Origin of the sequence: Aeromonas sp. 601039, assembly GCF_049174415.1 — a bacterium.
Classification (GTDB): domain Bacteria; phylum Pseudomonadota; class Gammaproteobacteria; order Enterobacterales; family Aeromonadaceae; genus Aeromonas; species Aeromonas veronii_A.
In genome coordinates, this window is the sequence record NZ_JAAKTL010000010.1 from 126,048 (window position 1) to 149,963 (window position 23,916).

At 57.4% G+C, this 23,916-nt stretch carries 23 protein-coding genes and 2 tRNA genes; 18 read left to right on the forward strand and 7 right to left on the reverse strand.

Features of this window, described 5'->3' with window-relative positions; all coding sequences use genetic code 11:
- The first annotated feature begins 123 nt into the window (after nucleotides 1–123).
- Nucleotides 124–483, forward strand: a complete 360-nt coding sequence (gene hfq, locus G5195_RS10675) for an RNA chaperone Hfq (protein ID WP_005335772.1) — start codon at nucleotides 124–126, stop codon at nucleotides 481–483.
- Between the two features lie 133 nt (nucleotides 484–616).
- Here the strand turns inward: hfq and G5195_RS10680 are convergent, their stop codons facing one another.
- The 6 genes from G5195_RS10680 to G5195_RS10705 form a co-directional block, all read right to left on the reverse strand.
- Nucleotides 617–1,207, reverse strand: a complete 591-nt coding sequence (locus G5195_RS10680) for an HAD family hydrolase (protein ID WP_064339401.1) — start codon at nucleotides 1,205–1,207, stop codon at nucleotides 617–619.
- A gap of 65 nt (nucleotides 1,208–1,272) precedes the next feature.
- The gene (locus tag G5195_RS10685) at nucleotides 1,273–2,376 is read right to left on the reverse strand and encodes an EAL and HDOD domain-containing protein (RefSeq protein ID WP_216952069.1); all 1,104 of its coding nucleotides are present in this window, start codon (nucleotides 2,374–2,376) and stop codon (nucleotides 1,273–1,275) included.
- Nucleotides 2,377–2,380: 4 nt separating this feature from the next.
- Entirely contained in the window at nucleotides 2,381–4,021 is a 1,641-nt protein-coding gene (locus G5195_RS10690; protein ID WP_227341411.1) for a GGDEF domain-containing protein, read from the reverse strand.
- 253 nt (nucleotides 4,022–4,274) lie between these two features.
- Complete coding sequence (locus G5195_RS10695) at nucleotides 4,275–6,290, reverse strand: exoribonuclease II (RefSeq protein WP_421222032.1); 2,016 nt, start codon at nucleotides 6,288–6,290, stop codon at nucleotides 4,275–4,277.
- Between the two features lie 86 nt (nucleotides 6,291–6,376).
- Nucleotides 6,377–7,276: a LysR family transcriptional regulator ArgP gene (locus tag G5195_RS10700; protein ID WP_266135412.1), complete on the reverse strand. Its 900-nt coding sequence runs from the start codon at nucleotides 7,274–7,276 to the stop codon at nucleotides 6,377–6,379.
- 199 nt (nucleotides 7,277–7,475) lie between these two features.
- Nucleotides 7,476–8,126 (reverse strand): acyl-homoserine-lactone synthase, encoded by a 651-nt coding sequence (locus G5195_RS10705; protein WP_421222030.1) that lies wholly within the window; start codon nucleotides 8,124–8,126, stop codon nucleotides 7,476–7,478.
- Between the two features lie 62 nt (nucleotides 8,127–8,188).
- Between G5195_RS10705 and G5195_RS10710 the strand changes: the two genes are divergently transcribed.
- Together G5195_RS10710 and lysE are read left to right on the forward strand one after the other, a co-directional pair.
- Nucleotides 8,189–8,971 carry a LuxR family transcriptional regulator gene (locus G5195_RS10710; protein WP_216952064.1) on the forward strand — a complete coding sequence of 261 codons (783 nt, stop codon included), beginning with the start codon at nucleotides 8,189–8,191 and terminating at the stop codon, nucleotides 8,969–8,971.
- A gap of 194 nt (nucleotides 8,972–9,165) precedes the next feature.
- A complete protein-coding gene (lysE, locus tag G5195_RS10715) occupies nucleotides 9,166–9,777 on the forward strand; it encodes an L-lysine exporter (RefSeq protein WP_421209378.1) in 612 nt (203 codons plus the stop codon).
- A gap of 82 nt (nucleotides 9,778–9,859) precedes the next feature.
- Here lysE and G5195_RS10720 read toward each other — a convergent pair whose 3' ends face one another.
- Nucleotides 9,860–11,869 carry a methyl-accepting chemotaxis protein gene (locus tag G5195_RS10720; protein ID WP_421222028.1) on the reverse strand — a complete coding sequence of 670 codons (2,010 nt, stop codon included), beginning with the start codon at nucleotides 11,867–11,869 and terminating at the stop codon, nucleotides 9,860–9,862.
- Between the two features lie 261 nt (nucleotides 11,870–12,130).
- Between G5195_RS10720 and ruvA the strand changes: the two genes are divergently transcribed.
- The 15 genes from ruvA (at nucleotide 12,131) to G5195_RS10795 (ending at nucleotide 23,916) form a co-directional block, all read left to right on the forward strand.
- On the forward strand, nucleotides 12,131–12,745 hold the full coding sequence (ruvA, locus tag G5195_RS10725) for a Holliday junction branch migration protein RuvA (protein ID WP_216952061.1): 615 nt from the start codon (nucleotides 12,131–12,133) through the stop codon (nucleotides 12,743–12,745).
- Between the two features lie 8 nt (nucleotides 12,746–12,753).
- Nucleotides 12,754–13,764 carry a Holliday junction branch migration DNA helicase RuvB gene (gene ruvB, locus G5195_RS10730; RefSeq protein WP_005335744.1) on the forward strand — a complete coding sequence of 337 codons (1,011 nt, stop codon included), beginning with the start codon at nucleotides 12,754–12,756 and terminating at the stop codon, nucleotides 13,762–13,764.
- Between the two features lie 934 nt (nucleotides 13,765–14,698).
- Nucleotides 14,699–16,255 (forward strand): cytochrome ubiquinol oxidase subunit I, encoded by a 1,557-nt coding sequence (locus G5195_RS10735; RefSeq protein WP_227341407.1) that lies wholly within the window; start codon nucleotides 14,699–14,701, stop codon nucleotides 16,253–16,255.
- A gap of 11 nt (nucleotides 16,256–16,266) precedes the next feature.
- Entirely contained in the window at nucleotides 16,267–17,403 is a 1,137-nt protein-coding gene (gene cydB, locus G5195_RS10740) for a cytochrome d ubiquinol oxidase subunit II (RefSeq protein WP_005335741.1), read from the forward strand.
- A gap of 14 nt (nucleotides 17,404–17,417) precedes the next feature.
- Nucleotides 17,418–17,534 carry a cytochrome bd-I oxidase subunit CydX gene (gene cydX / locus G5195_RS10745; RefSeq protein ID WP_005304933.1) on the forward strand — a complete coding sequence of 39 codons (117 nt, stop codon included), beginning with the start codon at nucleotides 17,418–17,420 and terminating at the stop codon, nucleotides 17,532–17,534.
- The gene (locus G5195_RS10750; protein ID WP_421222026.1) at nucleotides 17,521–17,832 is read left to right on the forward strand and encodes a cyd operon YbgE family protein; all 312 of its coding nucleotides are present in this window, start codon (nucleotides 17,521–17,523) and stop codon (nucleotides 17,830–17,832) included. The genes cydX and G5195_RS10750 overlap by 14 nt, the downstream gene beginning before the upstream one ends.
- Before the next feature lie 105 nt (nucleotides 17,833–17,937).
- Nucleotides 17,938–18,345, forward strand: coding sequence for a tol-pal system-associated acyl-CoA thioesterase (ybgC, locus tag G5195_RS10755; protein WP_005343212.1), 408 nt, complete (start codon nucleotides 17,938–17,940; stop codon nucleotides 18,343–18,345).
- 1 nt (nucleotide 18,346) lies between these two features.
- Entirely contained in the window at nucleotides 18,347–19,024 is a 678-nt protein-coding gene (gene tolQ / locus G5195_RS10760) for a protein TolQ (RefSeq protein WP_216954450.1), read from the forward strand.
- On the forward strand, nucleotides 19,024–19,470 hold the full coding sequence (gene tolR, locus G5195_RS10765) for a protein TolR (RefSeq protein ID WP_005335733.1): 447 nt from the start codon (nucleotides 19,024–19,026) through the stop codon (nucleotides 19,468–19,470). The genes tolQ and tolR overlap by 1 nt, the downstream gene beginning before the upstream one ends.
- 5 nt (nucleotides 19,471–19,475) lie before the next feature.
- Nucleotides 19,476–20,606, forward strand: a complete 1,131-nt coding sequence (gene tolA / locus G5195_RS10770; RefSeq protein ID WP_216979490.1) for a cell envelope integrity protein TolA — start codon at nucleotides 19,476–19,478, stop codon at nucleotides 20,604–20,606.
- Nucleotides 20,607–20,701: 95 nt separating this feature from the next.
- The gene (tolB, locus tag G5195_RS10775; protein ID WP_005335728.1) at nucleotides 20,702–22,027 is read left to right on the forward strand and encodes a Tol-Pal system beta propeller repeat protein TolB; all 1,326 of its coding nucleotides are present in this window, start codon (nucleotides 20,702–20,704) and stop codon (nucleotides 22,025–22,027) included.
- 49 nt (nucleotides 22,028–22,076) lie between these two features.
- Nucleotides 22,077–22,601 (forward strand): peptidoglycan-associated lipoprotein Pal, encoded by a 525-nt coding sequence (gene pal / locus G5195_RS10780; RefSeq protein ID WP_005313284.1) that lies wholly within the window; start codon nucleotides 22,077–22,079, stop codon nucleotides 22,599–22,601.
- A 158-nt stretch (nucleotides 22,602–22,759) separates the two neighbouring features.
- Nucleotides 22,760–23,563 carry a tol-pal system protein YbgF gene (ybgF, locus tag G5195_RS10785; RefSeq protein WP_076492460.1) on the forward strand — a complete coding sequence of 268 codons (804 nt, stop codon included), beginning with the start codon at nucleotides 22,760–22,762 and terminating at the stop codon, nucleotides 23,561–23,563.
- A 174-nt stretch (nucleotides 23,564–23,737) separates the two neighbouring features.
- A tRNA-Lys gene (locus tag G5195_RS10790) sits at nucleotides 23,738–23,813 on the forward strand.
- Nucleotides 23,814–23,844: 31 nt separating this feature from the next.
- A tRNA-Val gene (locus G5195_RS10795) sits at nucleotides 23,845–23,916 on the forward strand.

Sequence of the window (23,916 nt, forward strand, 5' to 3'; positions counted from 1 at the left end):
TTGTGCTGGTCAGCGACCAGCCCCCGGAGGCCGCTATTGCTGGCGGGAGTGAGAATGACTTTGACAAGCCAGTGCCCATTTAGCACAATCAAACGCCACTTTTTTTCCGCGGGACAATAATTTATGACAACTGAATCCCCCAGCTACTCCACGATTGAGCAAGCCTTCTCCCTCGGGAACGGGCAAGATTCTGCCCTCAACTGGTTGCGCAAGAACCGCAGTCAGGTCGCTATTTTTCTGGTGAGCGGCATCAAGCTGGAAGGCACCATCAGCGGGTTCGACCAGTACAGCGTGCTGCTGACCGATGCTCATGGTAACCAGCAGCTGGTCTACAAGGCCAAGATCTCCACCATCGCCATGCACACCGGCCGTCCGCAGGTGAACATCCAGCGTGCTCGCAAGCCGCGTGTCTCCATGGCGCCGCGCCCCCACGGTGCGCCGGGTCGTTATGACGACAATCAGGGCGGCGGCAACAACGAGTAATCGTCTGCCCCGCACGCCCCGTTGACGCGCCCTGCGTCAGCGGCTGACGGAACCTGCTCTCATTTTTCATTCATGTCCCGTATGAGAGCCGGTTCCGGTTATCGCCCCTTGCAGGGCGATATTTTTTTCCGCACTACGCGGTTATGCCAACCGGTTGACCCTCTTTGACCATGCAGGTCTGCATACCCGCCGCCTCTCCGGCCTGTACCCCGATACCGGTATCTTCAAACACCAGACAGCCTGATGGCTCGACCCCCAGCTTGCTGGCGACCAGCAGGAAGGTGTCCGGATTGGGCTTGTGCAGCTCCACATCGTCTGCGGTGACCACCACGGAGAAATAGCGATCCAGCCCGGTGTTGCGCAGCACCGCTTCGGCGTTGACGCGGGGCGAGCCGGTGCCAATCCCCATCGGGATGACGCCATGATAGCGCTCGACCAGCGCCTGCATGGCCGGAAAGACGGTCGCCTTGTGCAGGTTGGCCACATAGTGGGCGGTCTTGCAGCGGGTGACTTCGAGCGGATCGAGAGGGATCTGCTGCTCCTGTGCGACCAGCAGGGCTATCTTGCGGCTCGGCATGCCACCCAGTTCATAGAACCAGTCGGCATCGAAGCGAAAGCCAAACTCACGGGCGGTATGTTCCCAGGCGGCGAGGTGCAGCGGCATGGAGTCGACCAGGGTGCCATCAAGGTCAAAGACCAGGCCTTGGAATCCGGAAAGCGTCATGGTGCGGGTCAGTCTCTGAAAAAAGGGAGCCCATTCTAGCCAGTGGCTCCCCGCCTCGCCATCACCTAGCAGGTGAGAAACGCTTGCCCCCACATTTGCGCCTGAAAATAGACGGGGGTGAGTCTGGTCGGGTCGAGCTGGTATTTCGGTGCCAGCTGCTCCAGCAGGGCCCAGTTGCCCTGTTCATAGGTCCTGACCAGCTGGAACAGGTGGAACAGCGGCCCTTCGTGCCGCTCGATGGCTCGTTTTACGTTGTTGGGCAGGTGGGCCTTCAGCGACTCCGATAGCAGGGAACCATCGAGTACCAGCCCTACCAGAAAAGCCCAGCTTGCTTCGCGTTTGTCTAGGGCGGTGAGGGCGATAAGTTCACAGAAGCGACCGCGAGCGATGGCCATCCGGGTAGAGGCCTCCGGCATATGCTGGCTTACCCGGGCCAGGCCGTTGATCAGCACAAACTTGCGGATCTCCTGCTCTCCCAGATAGGAGAGGGCGCGGGAAACCGAGGTGATGGGGGCGGCATGATCGAAGCCGGGGGCGTTGACATAGGTGAGTAGCTGGCCCGGGAGCAAGGCATCCTGCTCCAGCAGGCGGGCCACCTGGGCAAAGGAGAACTCCTCGTGGCAGATGAGCTGGAGGATCTGCTGCACAAGTGCCATGTCGGGCTGGGTGGCACGCTGATTGACCAGCTCGGGGCGGGCGAGAAAACCACCGGCAAAGAAGTCGACTCCGGCCTCTCGCAGCGGGAGAAAGTCTTCCCAGGTTTCGATATCGAGGGCCATCCGCTTGTGTTCGGTGGGCTGGCAGATCCCCTCTTCGCCCATCCAGAATACCAGCAGACGGCTGGCACCGAGCCAGCGTGGCTCACGGCTGACCCCGTGTACGGCAAGCCGGCGTCGACTGTCTCGCCACTGTTCCAGCACCGGAAAGGAAGCTGGTAGCCGTTCGCTGGAGGCTTCGACCAGCGGGATCGCATCCTGATCAAACAGCAGGGGGCGCTGTTCATCGAGCTGTTCGTGGGTGAAGGGCACCAGATATTGGCGCCCTTGTGCCAGCAGGCGGCAATGTTGTGCCAGCGAGGGCCACTCGTCCGGTGAGCCGAGCAGATAATCGATGCCGTAGGCCACCAGGGCCAGGCGGCGATTGAAGATGGGATAACGACGCAACAGCATGGGATCACCGATAGGCCAGAGTGCGCGCCCGTCCTTGAGACTTGGCGTGGTAGAGCGCCTGATCGGCCTGTTCGGTCAGACTCTGCCATGCCTCGTTCAGGGAGGGAACCAGATAGCTAAAGCCTATGCTAACCGTAATGAAATCAGCAACCCGCGAGGCGGGATGGGGCAGTTTTAATCGGGTTAGGCCATCATGGATCCTCTCGGCCAGTTGTTCGGCCTCACCGGGTTGGGGGGCGCAGAGCAGGATGACGAACTCTTCTCCGCCATAACGAGCCACCAGATTGGTAGAGCGTCGCTCGGCCTCCCGCAGTACTCGGGCTACCTGCTGCAGGCACTCATCCCCCTTGGTATGACCGAAGTGATCGTTATAGGCCTTGAAGTCGTCGACATCGATCATCAATACCGCCAGCGGATTTTGGGTGCGCCGTGCCCACTCCCATTCCCGTTGCATGGTGATGTCCCACTGGCGCCGATTGGCGATACCAGTCAGAGGGTCTTCCAGCGAGAGCAGGGAGAGGCGGTGATTGGCCTCCTCCAGTGCCCGATTGGTTTCGGCCAGTTGTATCGTGCGTTCGGCAACCCGCTCCTCCAGCTGGCGGTTGAGGGTTTCCAACTGCTCCTGGGTGCGCTGGCGGATCAGTAACTGTGACAGGATGGCGGCGTACTGTTTGAAAATCTCGCTCTGATAAGCCTTGAGTGGTCGGTGACAGAGCAGGTTGTCGGCGGCGATCCAGCCGATGGGAGTGGTGCCATCCCACAGCGAGACCATGGCGTTCCAGCCACGACCTACCTGCTGTTTCTCGTAGTAGAGGGGGGTATCTTCCAGCACCAGTACGTAGTCCTTACGCCTGAGTGCCTCCTGCACCGTGGGGTGCTCCGGAATGGGGCTGACAAAGTCATGTTCGTCTACCAGCTCTCCCTCTTCGCTGGTGCCCCAGGTGCCGCGCATGGTCTTGCCATCGGGTTCGATCAGGAAGATGGCGACCCGATCGAACTGCAGTTCCTTGCGGGCCAGAAGCACGGCGTCCCGCAGCAGATCGTTCTCGCTGCGGCTGCGGGAGAGGGTGACGCTGACCATGTGCAGCGCCTGCAACATGGTGAGAAAAGAGCCCTGCAGCGCCTGACTCTGCACCAGATCGGTCTGGGTATGGAGCCGCTGATCCCGCTCCTGATTGACCTGGCTGGATAGCAGGTGGTTGCTCAATTCGGCGGTCAGATAGTGGATCAGCAGCTGGATCCCCTGACGCTGGCGTGCAGAGAGGCGGTCGATACGGCGGTGGGTCTCCAGATAGATGACCCCTTCTAGGCTCATATGGCGTTTGAGGGGGAAGCAGGCGCGTAGTCGTTGCTGGGCTGGTTCGACATTCTCACCAGAGTCCGGCGGCTGGTAGATCTGCTCGATCACCAGTTGCCCCTTGTCCATCGCCTTGTCGAGCAGATGGTGGGGCAGGGTCAGTTGACCGAGATGGGCGAGATCAAGCGTAGTCAGCCCCTTATCGAGCTGAAAGCTGTAGAGCTGCGGTTCGGGGGCTTTCAGCCAGAGGTAGAGGCGTTCGGCATCGGTTTTTTCACGGATGGTGGCGAGGCTCACTTCGCATAACTGAGCGAAGTTGGTGAAGTGTTCCGGGTCCCATTCCTGCATACCAGCATCCCTTGGATTGTACCCAAGCGAGTATAAACATATTTCTCTTTGATTAATATGTCAGAAAGGAGAGGTGTCGCACATATTGGTTGCATTCCACGTTATGCGTGGAAACATTCACTGCTTTTACTGCCAACTGTGGCGAAAACTGTGCGTAGTGGCGCCACTTGTGGCAGCGTGTATGGCAGATGCGGGGCAAAAAAGAGCCCGCGCAATGGCGGGCTCTCGGGCAGATGAGATGACTCTGTGCGGCTTACTCAGCCTTGGGGGCTACGTCCGCAGGTGTGCTCTCGGCGACCGGGGCTTCCGGTGCCGGACCCGGTACCAGATCTACCGCCGGCTTGGCGATAAGGGAACGGGTCTCTTCCACCGCTTCGGTCAGCTTCACCTCGATGAGCTGGCCGAGCTCGTAGACCACCTCGGTCTTGTCCAGATAGACGCGACCATTGTCCCAGTTGCACTCCAGGCGATCCTTGTTGTCGAGGATATGACGGGCAGGCATGAAGACCACGGCGCCATTCTCCTGCAGACGCAGCTTGAGGCCAGCACGCATCACGTCGATGATCTCGGCGTTGAACACCTTGTCGGTGCCTGCATCGGCCTTCAGGTAGCGGACATAGAGCCAGTCACCGATGTCACGCTCCACCATGCGGTGCAGGCGGCGGCAGGCGGTCAGGTGCTCGGTGAGCTCGGTGCTCGGGCGCTCACCCGGGGTCTTGCCGGCGATGACGGCTTTGAGCAGACGATGGTTGACCATATCGCCGTATTTGCGGATCGGGGAGGTCCAAGTGGCGTAAGCATCCAGACCCAGACCGTAATGGGCGCCCGGTTCGGAGGACATCAGCGCATAGCTCTGGAAGCGGCGGATCTTGCCATCCAGCCAGCGGGTGTCGAGGTTGTCGATCCAGCGGCGCAGGGCGCAGAAGCCGGAGAGGCTGGCGATCTCGTCGCGCTCGAACGGGGCTTCGGCACTCTTCAGCAGGTCGATGGCGCCGTCGAGGGACTCTTCGTCAAAGCCGGTGTGAACGTTGAAGATGCCGTAACCGACGCTCTTGCCCAGCACGCGACCGGCGCAGATGTTGGCGGCGATCATCGACTCTTCTACCATGCGGTTGGCGATGCGGCGCGGCTCGACGTGGATAGCCAGCACTTCGCCATTCTCGCCCAGCTCGAAGTCGTAGTCGGGACGATCCGGGAATACCAGCGCATGCTCGGTGCGCCACTTGATGCGCGCTTCGGTCATCGCTTTCATCAGCGGCAGCTGGGCCAGCACACCTGCGTCGATGGCCAGCTCTTTGCCGTGCTCCGCCCAGTCGGAGACGTCGTCATAGTTGAGACGGGCGTGGGAGCAGATGCGGGCGGCGAAGAACTCGGTCTCCTCCAGCAGCAGACCATCTTCGGCGATGAGCAGACGGGCACACAGGGTGTTGCGCTCTTCGCCCTCTTTCAGGGAGCAGAGCTCGTCGGAGAGGGTGCGCGGGATCATCGGCACGTTGCGGCCCGGCATGTAGACGGTGAAGGCGCGCTGAGCGGCCTCTTTGTCCAGCTCGCTCCCTTCGGCCACATAGGCGGTCGGGTCAGCGATGGCAACCAGCAGCTCCCAGCCGTTGTCCAGCTTGGTGATAGCCAGCGCATCGTCCATGTCCTTGGTCTTGGCGCCGTCAATGGTGAAGAAGGGCACCTTGGTCAGGTCACGACGGGGCAGCTCCTCTTCTTCGATCACCTTCCACTCCGGCAAGTCAGCCGGCTCGACCTGGGCCAGGTTGTGGCGCGCCAGCACCACCCACCAGGGCACATTGTGATCTTCCTGGGCGGCAATCTTCTGGGTGATCTCGGCGGAGAAGTTGCCGTCGACCAGCGCATGGCGCTTGAGGATCGCGACCACCCAGTCCCCTTCCTTGAACTCTTTCTCATCCAGACCCTTCTTGACGCGGGCCTTGATGGCATCCTTGATCAGCGGGTGGTCAGCCACCACGTTGAGACGGTCGCGGAACATCTTGACCCGGGCCACGAAGCGGGTGATGGACTGCTCCAGCAGGGCATCCGGCTCGGCCACTTCCTTCTCTTTTTCGGTGCGGATCAGGGCGCTCACCCGGTCACCGTGCATCACCTTCTTCATGTAAGGAGGCGGCACGAAATAGCTGGTCTTCTCATCCACCTCCAGAAAGCCGAAGCCCCGATCGGAGGCACGGATCACACCCTCTTTCTTCGGGATGTTTTCGCGGATTTGTTGCTTGAGCTGGGCCAGCAGCGGATTGTCTTGGAACATAAATGGGGAACCTGAGTGGAGACCTGATGAAGAAACGCCCAGCACTATACGTTTTTAGCCCTGCAAAGCCAAGGTGAATGGCCTGATTAGCGTGGTTTCAGAGAGCTGCGGGCATAGTCGATGAGCCGTAAAGAGAGCTGTTTGTGTACCCCTTTTTCCAGTACCCAACGGTGCCAGTAGAGTCGCTCCGTCAGGATGCGCTCTGGGCTGAGGTTGACCAGTGAGCCACTCTCCAGTTGTCTCCTGATCTGTAATTCCGGGATAAGACAGTAGGCCACTCCCTGTTCGGCCATGGCGACAAAGGCCTCCGACGAATGAACCGTATGGCAGGGGTAGCCGCCAGGCTCCAGCCCGAACTGCTCCCTCATAAAGCTTACATGCATGTCATCTCGCTGATCGAACGCTACTGCCGGTGCCTTGGCCAGTGCTTCCCGGGTCAGACCGCGAGGAAAATGGCGAGCCACGAAGGCCGGGCTGGCGGTGAGCAGATAGTTCATCTCACCGAGCTCGTCGACACAGCAACCCGCCAGCGGTTGGGGGCTCAGGCTGACCGCGCCGAAGGCCTGCCCCTCGCGCACCTTGTCGAGGGTGCGGCACTCGTCATCCACCAGCAGGTTGAGTTCGATGGGATGCTGCTCAAGCAAGGGAGTAATCGAGGGCAGAAACCAGGTGGCCAGGCTGTCGGCATTGACGGCGATACTGATCCGGATGGGTGCTTGTGGTGTGGCGGGAGCCAGCTCACCAGCCAGTTCCAGCTCTAGCTGGTGGACCTGACGATAGTGTGCCAGCAGCTTCTGGCCGAGCGGGGTCGCTTGCAGCGGCTGGCTGCGGATGAGCAGCGGCTCGGCAAACTGCTGCTCCAGCTGCTTGATCCGCTGGGAGATGGCCGACTGGGTGATATGGAGCGACTTGGCCGCCCGCTCGAAGTTCTGTTCCTGCAGTACCGCATCCAACGCCCGCAGCAGTTTGTAGTCCAGCTCTTTCATCTTCCCTCCCTTGCGTTGCTTCTGGGCTGACTCTACGTCACTCGGCAGGGGACAACAATGAGTGGTGACAGGGCCGTTATGCTGTGATTTCTGACAGTAGTGATCAGGTTGTTGAGGGAGGATACTGCCCGCTGATCCGTGGGTTAGCCTGCGGGCTCATAGCGATCTGTTTATCCCGGGTCTGTTTTCCCGGGATTTTTTATGACTGCGCTGTCAGCGCCCTTGATGGTTGCTGCAGTAGAATGTGGCTGGTTTGATAGTGGCCCAGCAGAGGTTGGCCAACGGCACGGGCGAAACGTTCATCCAGATGGAAGCGGATCCCCACCCCGCGCACGGCCCCCAGATCCACCGTCTGGCGGTGACCGAGCCGCTCGATGGGCAGTCCGAGACGACGAAAGATGCGCTCTACCGGCAGGCTGACGACAGCGACCAGCTCCCGGATCCCGTGAGCATGGGCGAAGGCATAGACTTCGCGAAAGATAACGCAGGTGAGCTCGCTGACGCCATTGACCATCCGCGGAGCACGGCTGGCATCGATGGCTAGACGGGTCAGTTCCCAGACATCGGGGGTGCGTGGTGCACTTTCACCGGCAAGGGCGGTGGGGAAGATGGTGGGCAGCATATAGGCATCGGCACAGTTGAGCAGGCGAATACAGCCGCACAGCCCTTGTTTATCCTCGATCAGCACCCAATGGGTGTCTGGCGTATCAAAGCTGTCACGCTCGAGTCCCAGATGGGACTCTACATCCCAGCCGAGCCGGTCGGAAAAGACGCGATTTCGAAAGCGATAGAGTTCCTCCTCTACCTCATTTCGTGGATGCTCTCTCAATTTTCCTTTGAAAACCAACATTATGGGCCCTCTGTCTTGCTATTCGCCGTTATAATCACATGTCTGGCCAAGGGGGCTTTCATATGAAAAGAGACCAACTGCTTGAGTATCTCGAACATTTCACTTCGGTGACGGATGGCAACCGTCTGGCCGAGCTGATCGGTCACTTCACGCTCGGTATGGGCTACGACTACTACCGCTTCGCGCTGATCCTGCCGATGTCGATGCAAAGACCCAAGGTGGTGCTGTTCAATCACTGCCCTGACTCCTGGGTGCAGGCCTACACCGAAAACAACATGCTGGCATGTGATCCGGTGATCCAGCTGGCGCGCAAGCAGACTCTGCCCATCTACTGGAATCGCCTCGATGAGCGAGCCAGTTTTCTGCAAGAGGGAAGCATGGATGTGATGGGGCTGGCAGCCGAGTTCGGGCTACGCAATGGCATCTCCTTCCCCCTGCACGGTGCAGCCGGGGAGAACGGGATCCTCTCCTTTATCACGTCCGAGCGGGCCTCGAGCGATCTGCTGCTGGAGTCGTCGCCGATCCTCTCATGGATGTCGAACTACATCTTCGATGCCGCAATCCGGGTGGTGCGTTTCAGCATGATGGACAGTGCGGGCAAAGAGCCCCTGACCGAGCGCGAAACCGAGTGTCTGTTTTGGGCCAGCGAAGGAAAGACCTCCTGCGAGATAGCCTGCATCCTCGGCATCACGGAGCGCACGGTCAATTACCACCTCAATCAGGTCACCCGCAAAACCGGCTCCATGAACCGCTACCAGGCCATTGCCAAGGGGGTGGGGACCGGCTTGCTGTTGCCCAATCTGGAGCAGGTGGTGGTCACCAATTTTCCCCGAGTGTTGCAGTAGTCCGAGTCTCACATGCCACAGATTCTCCTGCTGCTGTATGAGGGTCACAATTGTCAGATCCGGTAATTGACAAGGGATTGAATAGAAAAGCTTCATCATTAGCAAAATGAATGAACCAGTAAATCAATGAATTTCTAAGAGGGAACAGGGCTCGCTATAGTGCCGTTCATTCATCACTTCGAACGGAACTTTCCATGCTGCTGACCACGACCCTGCAAGGCTTCACCATAGGTCTTGCCATGATCATCCCCATTGGCGCCCAGAATGCCTTTGTGCTGAGCAGAGGCATCCATCGCAATCACCATCTGCTGAGCGCCACACTCTGCAGTTTCTGCGACCTCATTCTGATCGCTATAGGGGTATTTGGCGGAGCCAATCTGCTGGCTGCCAGCCCGATTGGCATGATGCTGCTTACCTGGGGCGGCGTGCTGTTTCTCGGCTGGTTTGGGGTTCGCTCCCTGCGCAGCGCCTGGCATGGACAGGAGGGCGGACTGGCCGACTCTTCGCAACGGATGAGAGCCAGAAGCGTACTGGCCATGACGCTAGGGGTCACCCTGCTCAATCCCCATGTCTATCTCGATACCCTGATGCTGCTCGGCTCCCTTGGCAGTCAGGTGAGCGAGTCCCTGCGTCCGGCCTTTGCTGCGGGGGCCATGCTGGCCTCGCTGGTGTGGTTTTACTCGCTTGCGCTGGGAGCGGCCGCATTGGCGCCCTGGCTAGCGCGAGGAGGGGTGCAGCGGGGGATCGATCTGCTGGTCGGCATCATCATGCTGAGTCTGGCTATTCAACTGGCCATAGGAAGTTGAGGAAGTTAAGGCGGCAGGAATGAGCGACCGGTAACAAAAAGATGCCACTCGCAGGGAGTGGCATCTTCGCTATTGGAGGGGGTCAGACTCGGAACTGGGAGAGCAGGCGCTGTTGCAGCAGGCTGGCTTGATGGAGCGAGGAGGCGAGCTGCAGGCACTCCTGCGCCTCCTGTTCGCCGGTTCTGGCTTGCAGACTGATGCCGGAGACCTTGTCAGAGGAGTGGCTCAGGGTGTGTGACAGTTGACCTGTGGCTACGGCCACCTGCTGCACCATGTCGGCCAGCTGGTCGATGGCGCCTTCCACCTTGAACAGGATCTGCTTGGTGTTCTCGGAGTCTTGCATGCCGGACTCCACCGTCTTGAGGTTGCGCTGCATCATCAGGTAGGCGCTCTCGGTCTGCTGCTGGATGCTGCTGATCACCTGGCTGATCTCGGCGCTTGATATCGCCGTGCGATTGGCCAGGGTGCGCACCTCGTCCGCGACCACAGCAAAGCCACGTCCCATCTCCCCCGCGCGGGCTGCTTCGATAGCCGCATTGAGGGCCAGCAGGTTGGTCTGCTCCGAGATTTCGCTGATGGTGGAGATGATCTGGCCGATCTGGCCCGCCTGCTCCTTGAGGGCGTTGATGGCGATGGCGCACTCGCCCACCTCCTGCACCACCCGCAGCATGCCCGCACTGGCAGAGGCGACATATTGGCTACTTTCGGTGGTTAGCTGGCGCACCTCGTTGGCATTGTGGGCCGCCATGCTGCAGTTGTCAGAAATACCGGTAGCGACTTGTACCATTTGTTCACTGTCCTGATGCAGGGCCAGCGCATGTTCGGCGGTCTGGCGGCTGCTCTGGCTGATCGCCTCCACCCGGTTGACCGAGGTGTGAACGTGTTCGCTGATGTGCCGGTTGTTGTCCATGGTGGAGCTGATCATCTTCTGCAATTTCTCGATGAAGCGATCCACGCTGTTGGCCAGCGAGCCTATCTCGTCATCCCGCTGCAGGTTGATGCGGGCGTTGAGATCCCCCTCGCCGGCGGCGATATCCTGCATCCGTTTGTCCACTTGCAGCAGCGGGGTGACCAGCTTGCGGGTCAGCCAGAAGCCACAGAGGGTGACCATGATCAGGCTAAGCAACAGGCCTCCCAGCAGCAGGGTGCGGGTTTGGCTGATGATGCCGTTGAGCTGGACTACCTGATCCTCGACGGTGGCATCACCGCTCGCCTCGATGGCAACCAGTTGTTGCTGTAGCTGGTCGGCACTGGCCTCATAGAGAGCCTGCTGGGCCTGATAGCTGCCGAGCGCCTCGATCCACTGCCCCATCAGCTGCTGATGTCGGGCCAACAGGGTGCGATACTGTGTCGCCAGCGGCTTGCCGGCAAATTCGCCGGTTCCCTCGATATCGAACAGCCCGGTACCGAGCATGCTGTCGATCGCTTCGTGATAGAAATCGGTCGCCTCTTTCAGCTCGACCTTGATCGCCTCCGTTACCCCTTGTCTGCGCATCTTCTCCAGCGCATAGAGCTGGCGCAAAAAGCCGATATTGGACTCCATTCCCCCGTCGGCCGCTTCCCAGCGGGTGGAGAGGCCGCTGTTCCAGCTGATGGTCTGGTCGGGGGCCTGGGTCAGCACCTCTACCGCCCCATCGCCAATCACCTCCAGCTGGGTCGAGAGTCGTGCCATCAGCTCGGCGTTGTGATGCAGCGCCTCATCAACCTCGGTATAGGCGTGATAGAGCGTCAACAGCTTCTCTTGTTGTTGTTGATAGGCCAGCTTCTGCTGCTCCATGGTGGCCAGGACTGCGCCATCAATGAGCTGACCCTGGCTGACCCGGGCCAGCGCATCATCGGTCGCCGCCTTGGCGGCATCAAGCTCGGTGCGATTGAGCGGGGTGCCGTTTTGCATCTTCTGAATCTGTAACTGTTGATTGCCCAGTTCGATGGAGCCTTCCATGGCGCCATCGGCGGTCTGCCAGGCGCTTCCCAACACATAGGTGAGCAGGCCGGCCAGCCGCTGGCTGCCATACCAGCCCACGACCCCCATCCCCAGCGTGCAGCCGAGCAAGATGGCAAGACCCAGATTGGCGGTGGTAACAATTTTCATATGATGGCCTTCCTTGGTATCTGCATTGGCATCAATTTCGGTTCCGAACGGATTTAGTGTAGTGGCTCATGCCCAGTCGGAGTCCGGTACGGTGCAGAAACATCCCGTACACGCAGGCTGAACCAGATCAAGCATGGTGGCCAATTTGCGAAAAAGCTTCTCCGGATACCAGGGGGTTGCTGCCCTATGCTGGATACTTATCCAGTTATTCTTTATGCTATGAGCCAATTTGCGAATAGTTGTATTGGTGAGGAGAGAGCCGTGATTGGTCGCTTGAGAGGCATTGTCATTGAGAAGCAGCCCCCCGAGGTCTTGCTGGAAGTAGGCGGGGTTGGTTACGAGGTTCATATGCCGATGAGCTGCTTCTATGATTTGCCGGAGATCGGCAAGGAGGCGACCATCCACACTCACTTCGTGGTGCGGGAAGATGCCCAGTTGCTCTATGGTTTTAACCACAAACAGGAGCGGGCGCTGTTCCGCGAGCTGATCAAGACCAACGGAGTCGGCCCCAAGCTGGCGCTGGCTATTCTCTCCGGCATGACAGCTACCCAATTCGTGCTGAGTGTCGAACGTGAAGAGATAAGCTCTTTGGTCAAACTGCCGGGAGTCGGCAAGAAGACCGCCGAGCGTCTGGTGGTGGAGATGAAGGATCGCCTCAAGGGCTGGGTCAGTCACGACCTCTTCTCCCCGGCCATGGTCACCCTGCCAGCCAGTGAGCCAGAATTGCGGGCACCGGATGTGACCGAAGAGGCGGCCAGTGCGCTGGTGGCCCTCGGTTACAAGCCGCAGCAGGCGAGCCAGATTGTCAGCAAGATCGCCAAAGAGGGGATGTCGGTGGAAGATATCATCCGTGAATCCCTGCGTAGCCTGGTATGAGGTAGTTGATGATTGAAGCAGACCGCCTCATTTCGGCCAGTGCTGCCCGTGAGGATGACATTATTGACCGGGCTATCCGCCCCAAGAAGCTGGCTGACTACACCGGTCAGGATACCGTCTGCGAACAGATGGAGATCTTTATCGAAGCGGCCCGTCAGCGGGGAGAAGCGCTCGATCACCTGCTGATCTTCGGTCCGCCGGGTCTGGGCAAGACCACCCTCGCCAACATCGTCGCCAACGAGATGGGGGTCAATATCAAGACCACCTCCGGCCCGGTGCTGGAGAAAGCGGGGGATCTGGCGGCGCTGCTCACCAACCTCGAACCGAACGATGTGCTGTTCATCGACGAGATCCATCGCCTCAGCCCGGTGGTGGAGGAGGTGCTCTATCCGGCGATGGAGGATTACCAGCTCGACATCATGATCGGGGAGGGGCCAGCGGCTCGTTCCATCAAGCTGGATCTGCCTCCCTTCACTCTGATTGGCGCCACCACCCGGGCTGGTTCACTCACCAGCCCGCTGCGGGATCGCTTCGGTATCGTCCAGCGGTTGGAGTTCTACAACGTCAAGGATCTGACCGATATCGTCTCCCGCAGTGCCCGTTGTCTGGGGCTAGATATGACGGAAGATGGTGCCATTGAGGTCGCTCGTCGCTCTCGTGGTACGCCGCGGATTGCTAACCGTTTGTTAAGACGAGTGCGTGACTTCGCCCAGGTCAAATCCGATGGCCGGATCGATGGCCCCATCGCGGCCCGCGCCATGGACATGCTGGATGTCGATAACGAAGGTTTTGACTTCATGGACCGCAAGTTATTGTTGGCTGTGATAGACAAGTTTATGGGGGGCCCTGTGGGTCTCGATAATCTGGCCGCCGCGATCGGGGAGGAGAAAGATACTATCGAAGATGTGCTGGAGCCTTATCTGATCCAGCAAGGGTATCTGCAACGTACACCCAGAGGACGGATTGCGACCACACGAGCCTACGCTCATTTCGGTCTTCAGCGACCAGATGAGAAGTAAAAATAGTCGTTTGAACATGAAACCGCCGTCAAAGGCGGTTTTTTGTTATCCGGGCAAAAAAAAGCCCACGGCGGATGCGGTGGGCAAAGACAATTCAGGATGGATGTTCACAGACAGTGAGTGCGTCTGGACACAGACCGGAAAATAAACAGGTGAGCCGTCGCGAGCTCTCAGAGTCGGTTCAGTTGATAGAGCTGAACAAAGGAAAGCTTGTAGTAACGGATGGTTTTAGCAACAAACTTTTTCATCTTCGATTCCAATAGACAGGTTCAAATTGATGGTCGAATACGTACCGTGAACCCGGATTAACCGGCCTGTATCCAAGGGTATGCCCTCACTGCGAGGCGCATTGTAGGAGCTCGTATCGGCCCGGGCAAACAAGAAAAATTGCAACCTTCAAATTAGTTTATCTAATGTAGTGATTGATGAAATTGGTTCGCATGAGTATGCATTGTTTGTAGTTTTAAATTGAGTTTTCGAATCAGTTCGCCTGACCTGGATAACATGGAAAAAGGCGCGTCATCGACATTTTTCAAATTAAATGGGGTGGCCGGATGTTAAATTCTTAAATTGATTTAAATCAATATTTTACGCATTGTCATCTTTTGTGATCTGGCTCGCTTCAATAATCGTGAAATAGATTAAACATGGCTTTGAAAGCCATGTATGGAGGGTCCTTTTACATTGATTTCAATCAAATAAAGGTGATATAAAAACCCGGTCATAATGAGCGAGAATAAATTGAAGCTTATTGTTTTTTAATTGTTAAACATTAGCTTTGTTTGTGTTTTCGCGTTGCCTTGTTGTTAATATTGGTGGTTACTGAAAGTGTTTTGTTGTGATCCGTCTCAACGGGGCCCATTCGATAACCCCCAACGGAAGCTTTGTGCTTAAAACTTAAAATAGCCGTGCCAATAATCGGTGAGGAAACATCATGATTGCTGAGCATGTGGTAGACCTATCGCGGTTCCAGTTCGCTGCGACGGCCCTTTATCACTTTTTGTTTGTACCCCTGACGCTGGGAATGGCCTTTCTCCTGGCGATCATGGAATCCGTCTATGTGATGACCAACAACACCATCTACCGGGACATGACCAAATTCTGGGGTAAGTTGTTTGGTATCAACTTTGCCCTGGGGGTCACCACAGGTCTGGCCATGGAGTTCCAGTTCGGGACGAACTGGGCGTACTACTCCCATTATGTCGGCGATATCTTCGGGGCCCCGCTGGCTATCGAAGGGCTGATGGCCTTCTTCCTGGAGTCCACCTTCGTCGGTATGTTCTTCTTTGGTTGGGATCGTCTGAGCAAGCATCAGCATCTGGCTGCCACCTGGTTGATGGCGCTGGGTACCAACCTCTCCGCCCTCTGGATCCTGGTCGCCAACGGCTGGATGCAGAACCCGGTCGGTGCCGAGTTCAACTTCGAATCCATGCGGATGGAGATGATGAGCTTCGCTGACGTGGTGCTCAACCCTGTTGCTCAGGTCAAGTTCGTCCACACTGTGGCGGCTGGCTATACCTGTGGCGCCATGTTTGTGCTGGGTATCTCCTCCTACTACCTGCTGAAGAATCGTGATGTGGCGTTTGCCCGTCGCTCCTTCGCCATTGCCGCTGCGTTCGGTATGGCTTCCATCGTGTCCGTGCTGATCCTCGGTGACGAATCCGGTTACGAAACCGGTGAAGTGCAGAAGGTGAAACTGGCCGCTATCGAAGCCGAGTGGGAGACTGAACCTGCTCCGGCCGCCTTTACCCTGTTCGGTATTCCGAATCAGGAAGAGATGCGCACCGACTACGCCATCAAGATCCCCTATGCACTGGGCATTATCGCTACCCGTTCTCTGGACGGTCAGGTAACCGGTCTGAAGGATCTGAAGAGCGAGCACGAACTGCGCGTTCGTAACGGTATGACCGCTTACGACTTGCTGACCAAGCTGCAATCCGGTGACAAGTCTGACGAGACCCGCGCTCGCTTCGACGAAGTGAAGCAGGATCTGGGCTACGGTCTGCTGCTCAAGCGCTACACCAGCAATGTGACCGATGCTACCGACGAGCAGATCAAGGCCGCCGTGGATGACTCCATCCCGCAGGTTCTGCCGCTGTTCTTCGCCTTCCGCATCATGGTTGCCGTCGGCATGCTGATGCTGGTACTGATTGGTATGGCCTTCTATGACAGTGCCCGTCACCAGATCGGCCAGCGCAAGTGGCTGCTCAAGGCTCTGCTGTGGGGTATCCCGCTGCCGTGGATCGCCATCGAAGCTGGCTGGTTTGTTGCCGAATATGGTCGCCAACCGTGGACCATTGCAGAGGTGTTGCCGACTTCCCTCTCTGCATCCAACTTGCCTGCAGCCGAGATCTGGTTCTCTCTGATCGGTATCTGCCTGTTCTATACCGTACTTCTGGTTATCGAGATGTACCTGATGTTCAAGTATGCCCGTCTTGGCCCCAGCAGCCTGAAGACTGGCAAGTATCACTTTGAACAGATCAAGGCATAAGGAGAGCGACCATGTTTGATTACGAAACTCTGCGTGTCATCTGGTGGGCTCTGGTCGGCGTACTGCTGATCGGTTTTGCCATCACTGACGGCTTCGACATGGGGGTAGGCGCACTGCTCCCGTTCGTCGGCAAGAAAGATGTCGAGCGCCGCGTGATGCTCAACACCATGGGGCCGCACTGGGAAGGTAACCAGGTTTGGCTGGTCACTGCCGGTGGCGCCTTGTTCGCCGCCTGGCCGATGGTGTATGCCGCGACCTTCTCCGGCTTCTACATCGCCATGATCCTGACCTTGATGGCGCTGTTCCTGCGTCCGGTCGGTTTCAAGTACCGCTCGCTGCGTGCTGATGCAAAATGGCGCAGCAACTGGGACTGGGCCTTGTTCGCCGGTAGCGCCGTACCGCCCATCGTCTTTGGTGTGGCCTTTGGCAACCTGCTGCAAGGCGTTCCGTTCGAGTTTAACCAGTTCATGATGTTGACCTATCACGGCAACTTCTTCGGCCTGCTTAACCCGTTCGGCATTCTGGCTGGTCTGGTGAGCCTGTTCATGCTGCTCACCCAGGGCGCAACCTGGTTGATGATGAAGACCGACGGGGAAGTGCTGGCACGTTCCCGTACTGCCGCCATGATCTGCTCACTGCTGACTCTGGTGCTGTTTGCTGCCGCGGGTTGGTGGGTAAGCGGTATGGAAGGGTATGTCATCGTCAAGGCTGCCGCGACTGACGCAGTATCCAACCCGATGAACAAGGAAGTTGTCCTGCAGGCTGGTGCCTGGATGAACAACTACACCCTCTATCCGTGGATGGTGGCTGCCCCTGTACTGGGCCTGGCCATGAGCCTGCTGACTGCGCTGTTTGCCCGCATGAACATCGGCTGGCTGGCGTTTACCAGCTCCTCGCTGGCGATTGCCGGGGTCATCCTCACTGCCGGTTTCTCCATGTTCCCGTTCGTGATGCCCTCAAGCCTTGAGCCGTCACTGAGCCTGACCATGTGGGATGCTACCGCCTCTTTCAACACCTTGCAGGTGATGACTGTGGCTGCAGCGATCTTCGTACCGATTGTGCTGGGTTACACCATCTGGACTTACATCAAGATGTTTGGCCGGGTAACCAACAAGCACATCGAAGATAACCAACAATCTCTCTATTAAGAGGTGCGCTGACAATGTGGTATTTCACCTGGATCCTGGGGCTGTTGCTGGCCTGTGCATTTGGCATTATCAATGCGCTGTGGCTGGAACACACCGAGAACATGGATCGTCAGATCGATGAAAACAAGTGATCGACTCGCCAAGCTGGCCGCTCCACTGGAGCGGCAGCCGTGGCAGGGGTTGATGTTACTCGCGGCGGCCTTGTTGGCCGTCGCTATTTTACAGGCCCCCAATCTGATCGCGGCCAACACCAGCGAGCATCGTCTCTGGCTTGCTCCCTGGCTGATGTGGGCCGTCTGTTGTGGCGTACTTAACGGGCTTGGCTTTCATCTGAAAAGCCTGCCCGGACGTGTGCTGTTCAACCCCTGGCTCGCCTGGCCCAGTTTGTTGTATGGCCTCTGGCTGACACATTCATATTTCCTTTCATAAAAAACGGTGGGAGGCAGGATTTCCCTGTCTCCCCCTGCTTCTTTCCTATTCAGCCCTGCGCTATGATAGCCCCCCATCTGACTGTCGAATGGATCACAGATTGTTATGGGGGAAGTCTTTGAGTTTCCGGTACGTGTCTACTACGAAGACACCGATGCCGGGGGCATCGTCTACAACGCCAATTATCTCAAGTTTATGGAACGTGCTCGCACCGAGTTTCTTCGTGCCAAAGGGGTCGAACAGGACGTCTGGCTGCAGGAGGGATATGCCTTCGTGGTGAGCCGAACTGAGATCGATTTCCGCTCGGCGGCCCGTTTTAATGAACTATTGAATGTATTAACGCAAGTGATTGAAGTGAAACGCGCATCCCTGCGTTTTTCGCAGCAGATCCTGGCGGCTGATGGACGACTCGTCACCCAGGCTTTGGTACAGATAGCCTGTGTAAGTCATCCGCAAATGAAACCTGTAGCTATACCTGAAAAAATCAAGGGAGTGCTGTTAAGTGCACGCTGAAATTTCGTTTATTGGCCTGTTTTGGCAAGCCAGCCTGTTGGTAAAACTGGTCATGATCACCCTGATGAGCATGTCTATTGTCTCCTGGGCGCTGATTATCCAGCGTTCCAAGGCGATCAAGGCGGCCAATCTCGCATCGGAACAGTTTGAAGATCGCTTCTGGTCAGGGGTCGATCTCAATCGCCTCTATCAGGAGTCCTCTTCCCGCCGCGATGATATCGAAGGCATGGAAGATATCTTCTACTCCGGCTTCAAGGAGTATGCCCGCCTGCTCAAGGCCGGGGCCCGTGGTCAGGATGCGGTGATGGATGGTACCTACCGTGCCATGCGCGTCTCCCTCTCCCGTGCGGTGGATGATCTGGAATCCAACCTGCCGGTGCTGGCGACCATCGGCTCCATCAGCCCCTACATCGGTCTGTTCGGTACCGTATGGGGGATCATGAACGCCTTTATCGCCCTGGGTCAGGTGCAGCAGGCCACCCTGCAGATGGTGGCACCGGGTATCGCGGAAGCGCTGATTGCGACCGCCATGGGTCTGTTTGCCGCTATCCCGGCGGTAATCTTCTACAACCGCTTCTCCAACAAGGTCGAGCGGCTGGAGAACGCCTACGCCAACTTCATGGACGAGTTCACCACCATTCTGAACCGTCAAATTGCTCAGCAGCAGGGTGATCAGTAATGCAAACCTATCAGCGGATCCGGCGCAAGAAGGTGGCCGAGATCAACGTGGTTCCCTATATCGACGTCATGCTGGTGCTGCTTATCATCTTTATGGCGGTCACGCCGGTGATCACGCAAGGGGTCAAGGTGGATCTGCCGCAGGCTGAGTCCGAGCAGTTGCCGGAAGATGCCAAGCCGCCCTTCATCGTCAGCGTCAATACCGAAGGCGAGTATGTCATCAAGGCTGGCGAAGCCGATGACGAGCCGGTGCCAAGTGGCACGCCAGAGGCGATGCAGCAATACATCACCGAAAAAGCCATGGGCTATCTGGCGATCAACCAGAATGCCCCCGTGGTGGTCGCGGGTGACAAGGCCGTGCGCTACGAAGAGGTGATCCTGTTGATGGTGGCCCTCAAGAATGCGGGTGTGCCTCAGGTTGGCCTGATGACAGATCCGGTGAACTAACGGAGATGGATGTGAAGCGTGGTATTTCCGGTTATCTCATCGCGTCGTTTCTGCTGCACCTGATCATCGGCATCATCCTGTTTGTCGGGCTCGATTTCAGCAAACCGAAACGACCCGAATCGAAGGGGCAGATCGTCAATGCCGTCATGCTTGATGAGAACTTCCTCAACGAGCAGGCCAAGCAGATCCAGCAGCAGAAAGCTCAGCCCAAGCCGCAGAAGGTAGAGAAAGAGAAGGATAAGGAAGATACGGATCTTGCCAAACGCGAACTAGCCCAGCAGCAGGAACGGCTGCGTATTGCCGAGGCCAAGCGGAAAGAAGCAGAAGAGGCGACCCGCAAGGCCGAGGCTGAGAAGCAGAAAAAAGTTGCCGAGCAGAAGCGGGCTGAAGAGAAGGCGCAGAAAGCCGAGGAGGCCCGCAAGCTGGAAGAGCAGAAGGCCAAGAAGGCGGAAGCCGAGCGCAAGGCTGCTGAAGAGGCCAAGGCACTGGCGCTGAAGAAAAAGAAAGAGCTCGAGAAAAAACAGGCGGAAGAGAAGGCTAAAGCCGAGGAGGCCAAAGCCAAGAAAGCGGAAGCTGACAAGAAGGCCAAGGCTGAGGCAGAGAAGAAAGCCAAGGCAGAGGCTGAGAAAAAAGCCAAAGCCGAGGCTGAGAAGAAGGCCAAGGAAGAGGCAGCCAAAAAGGCAAAAGCTGACGCAGAGAAGAAAGCCAAGGCTGAAGCCGAGAAGCAGGCCAAGATCGCGGCAGAACGCAAACGCAAAGCGGCCGAGGAGGCCAGACTGCAAAAAGAGATGGAAGCCATGATGCAGCAGCAGCTGGCGGCTGAAGCCAATGCCCGCAGCCAGGCTGCCTCTGCAGCGGCACAAGGTGAGGTCGACAAGTATGCGGCGCTCATCAAGGCCACTGTTGAGCGGTATATGATTTTGGATCCCACCATGCGGGGCAAAACATGTACTATCGGCGTACGTCTTGCGAGCAGTGGCTTTGTCATATCTGTAGATAACGGCCAGGGTGACCCGGCGGTTTGTCGTTCCGGTAAGGCGGCTGTTCTGAAAGCCAATCAACTGCCTGTGCCCAAGGATCCTGCGGCATTCGAGATGTTGAAGGAATTTAACCTGAAGTTAGAACCGAGTATCTAAGCGTGATAAAACGAGGTTGCCTGCCTCCGGTTGGCAACCTCTCGCCGAGAAAGGAATTTAACCTCTCATCTATATTGGAACCGAGTATTTAAGCCATGATCAGAAAAGTATTTTTTGCTTTGGTTGGCTGTTTGTTGCTGGGCCAGAGTGCCCAGGCGGCCCTGGACATCGTCATCACCGGCGGTATTGATAGCGCACGCCCCATCGCCGTCGCCCCCTTCAAGTGGGAAGGCAACGGGCAGTTGCCGCAGGACATCGCGGAAGTGGTCTCCAACGACCTGATGCGCAGCGGCAAGTTCAAGCCGCTGGCCCGTGGCCAGATGCCGCAAACCCCGAGCAGCAGCAGCGAGATCAACTTCGCTCCCTGGGCCTCCCAAGGAGTTGAAGCCGTGGTGGTGGGTTCCATTTCGGCAGTCGGTGACGGCACCTACAAGGTCAACTTCGAGCTGGTCGATGTGCTGAAAGGCCAGCTGGCCAAGGCACAAGGTGGCGAGAGCAACGGTTACATCCTAGATAGCCGTATGGCGACCATCCCGGGTGCCCAGATGCGCCAGTTTGCCCACCGTATCTCCGACATCGTCTATGAACGTCTGACTGGCGAGCGCGGTGCCTTCCTGACCCGTCTGGCTTACGTCTCCGTACAGCAGGGTACCCAGTTCCCGTACCAGCTGCGTATTTCTGACTACGACGGTTACAACGAGAAGACCCTGCTGCGCTCCCGCGAGCCCTTGATGTCTCCGGCCTGGTCGCCGGATGGCAGCAAGCTGGCCTACGTGAGCTTCGAGAACCAGAAGTCCGAAATCTACGTGCAGGATATCTACACCCAGCAGCGCAGCCTGATCACCAGTTTCCGCGGTATCAACGGGGCGCCGGAGTGGTCTCCGGATGGTCGTCGTCTGGCTATCGTTCTCTCCAAAGATGGTTCACCGAACCTCTATGTGGTTGATGTCGCTAGCAAGCAGCTGACCCGCGTCACAACCAGCCGTGTGATCGACACTGAACCCTCCTGGATGCCGGATGGGCAAAATTTGTTGTTCACCTCTGAACGTGGTGGCAAACCCCAGATTTATAGCGTAAATTTGGCGACTGGTATGACTCGCCGGATGACTTGGGAAGGTGAATCCAACCAGGGTGCATCCATCACTCCTGATGGCAAAATCATGGTGATGGTGACCCGTGTTCAGGGACAGTATCGTATTGCCCGTCAGGACATGGAAAACAATGCCCTGTTGGTCCTTACCCAGAGTGCTCTGGATGAGTCGCCAAGTGTGGCTCCCAATGGCAGCATGATCATTTATGCCACCATCTATCAGGGTCGTAAGAGTCTCGCGTTGGTGTCGACTGATGGTCGCTTCAAGGCTGTGCTTCCGACCAGTAGCGGTGAAATTCGTGCACCAGCTTGGTCGCCCTTCTTGAATTGATAAAAATCCAATTGTTTTTTGTTTTGTTATAAAGGTTTAAGGAAATAGCATGCAACTCAATAAACTGCTCAAGGGTTTGGCCATCGCACTGCCACTGTTCACCCTGGCCGCTTGTAGTTCTTCTTCTGATTCCGACGCCGCTGGCGCTGAATCAGGTATGACCGACGGCATGGGCGGTGTACAAACCGGCGGCGCCAACGGCATGTTGTCCCCGGAAGAGCAGATGCGTCAGAAGTTCGAAGCACTGCAGCGTGACAACGTGATCTACTTCCCGTTCGACGGTTACGATATCCAGGGTCAGTACGCTGATCTGCTGGATGCCCACGCCAGCTACCTGCGCGAGCGCCCGAGCGTGAAAGTCCTGATCGAAGGTCACGCCGATGAGCGCGGTACTCCGGAGTACAACATCGCCCTGGGCGAGCGTCGTGCCAAGGCTGTTGCCAAGTATCTGCAAACCCTGGGTGTGCAGGCCGAGCAGCTCTCCATCGTCAGCTATGGCGAAGAGAAGCCGCTGGATCTGTCCCACACCGAGGATGCCTTTGCCAAAAACCGCCGCGCGGTTCTGGTTTACTAAGGTTTGAACCGAACGAAGTTCGTTTATATGCAAGCGGCCATTTCGATGGCCGTTTTATTTGCACTAAACGCCAAGGTTTGATCCGAATGAAATCTGCATATGCGAGCGACGATGGCGCTGGCCGTTTTATCTGTACTAAACGCTAAGGTTTGATCCGAATGAAATCTGTGTACAAGCAAGCTGTCGTTGCGCTGGCCGTAATGGTTGCTCTGAATGCGCAAGCTGCGGCACCGGTCAGCGATCTGGGCGGTGACTCAAGTGGTGGGGTTGTCCTTAGCGGCAACAATGGCGCCATCGTGCCCACCGGTAGCCTGGAAGATCGGGTTGCCCTGCTGGAGCGCACCCTCAATGCCCGTCTGCGACTGCAAGCTGAATTGCAGCAACAGGTCGACTCCCTGCAAGGGGAGGTTTCCGAGCTGCGTGGTCAGCTGGAGCAGCAGACCTACCAGATGGAACAGTCGCAAGAGCGCCAGCGTCAGCTCTATCAGGAGCTCGACAAGGTTGCCAGCAGCCAGCAGGCTGCACCGGCCGCCGCGGCCCCTGCTGCTGCCGCTACACCGGCTGCTGCGGCCAATTACTCAACCAATCAGGATGAGAATCAGGCCTACGACGCAGCGGTCAACATGGTGCTCAAAGAGAAGAACTACGACAAAGCCATTCCGGCTTTCCAGGGCTTCATCAAGCAGTACCCCAATTCGGGCTATGTTCCCAATGCACACTACTGGCTCGGCCAGTTGCTGTTCAACAAGGGTGACAGAGCCGGTGCCTCGGCCCAGTTTTCGACCGTGGCCAACAAATACAGCAAATCCCCCAAGCGAGCCGATGCGCTGCTGAAGTTGGGTATGCTGGCGCAACTGGATGGCAAGAAGGCGGAAGCCAAATCCTTCTATGAGCAGGTGATCAAGGGCTATCCCAACACCTCGCCAGCCCAGTTGGCCAAACAGAGTCTGGCCAAGCTGTAACATTGCTGTATGTCACTGTTTTCGTAACGCTACTGTAAAAACAGCCTGCATTTGTACGCACAGTGAGCAAACGGATTTAAATTACGAATTTTCTGTTGCACCGGAAATTTAAATCCGTAATATAGGCCGCCGTCAGAGCCGAAGCAGTAATGCAGTCGGAACTGGTCGTGGTGAGGGTCGTTAGCTCAGTCGGTAGAGCAGTTGACTTTTAATCAATTGGTCGCTGGTTCGAATCCAGCACGACCCACCATTTTCTCCACTCGGTGGAGACAGAATTCCCAGGTCGTTTAGCTCAGCTGGGAGAGCACCTCCCTTACAAGGAGGGGGTCACTGGTTCGATCCCAGTAACGACC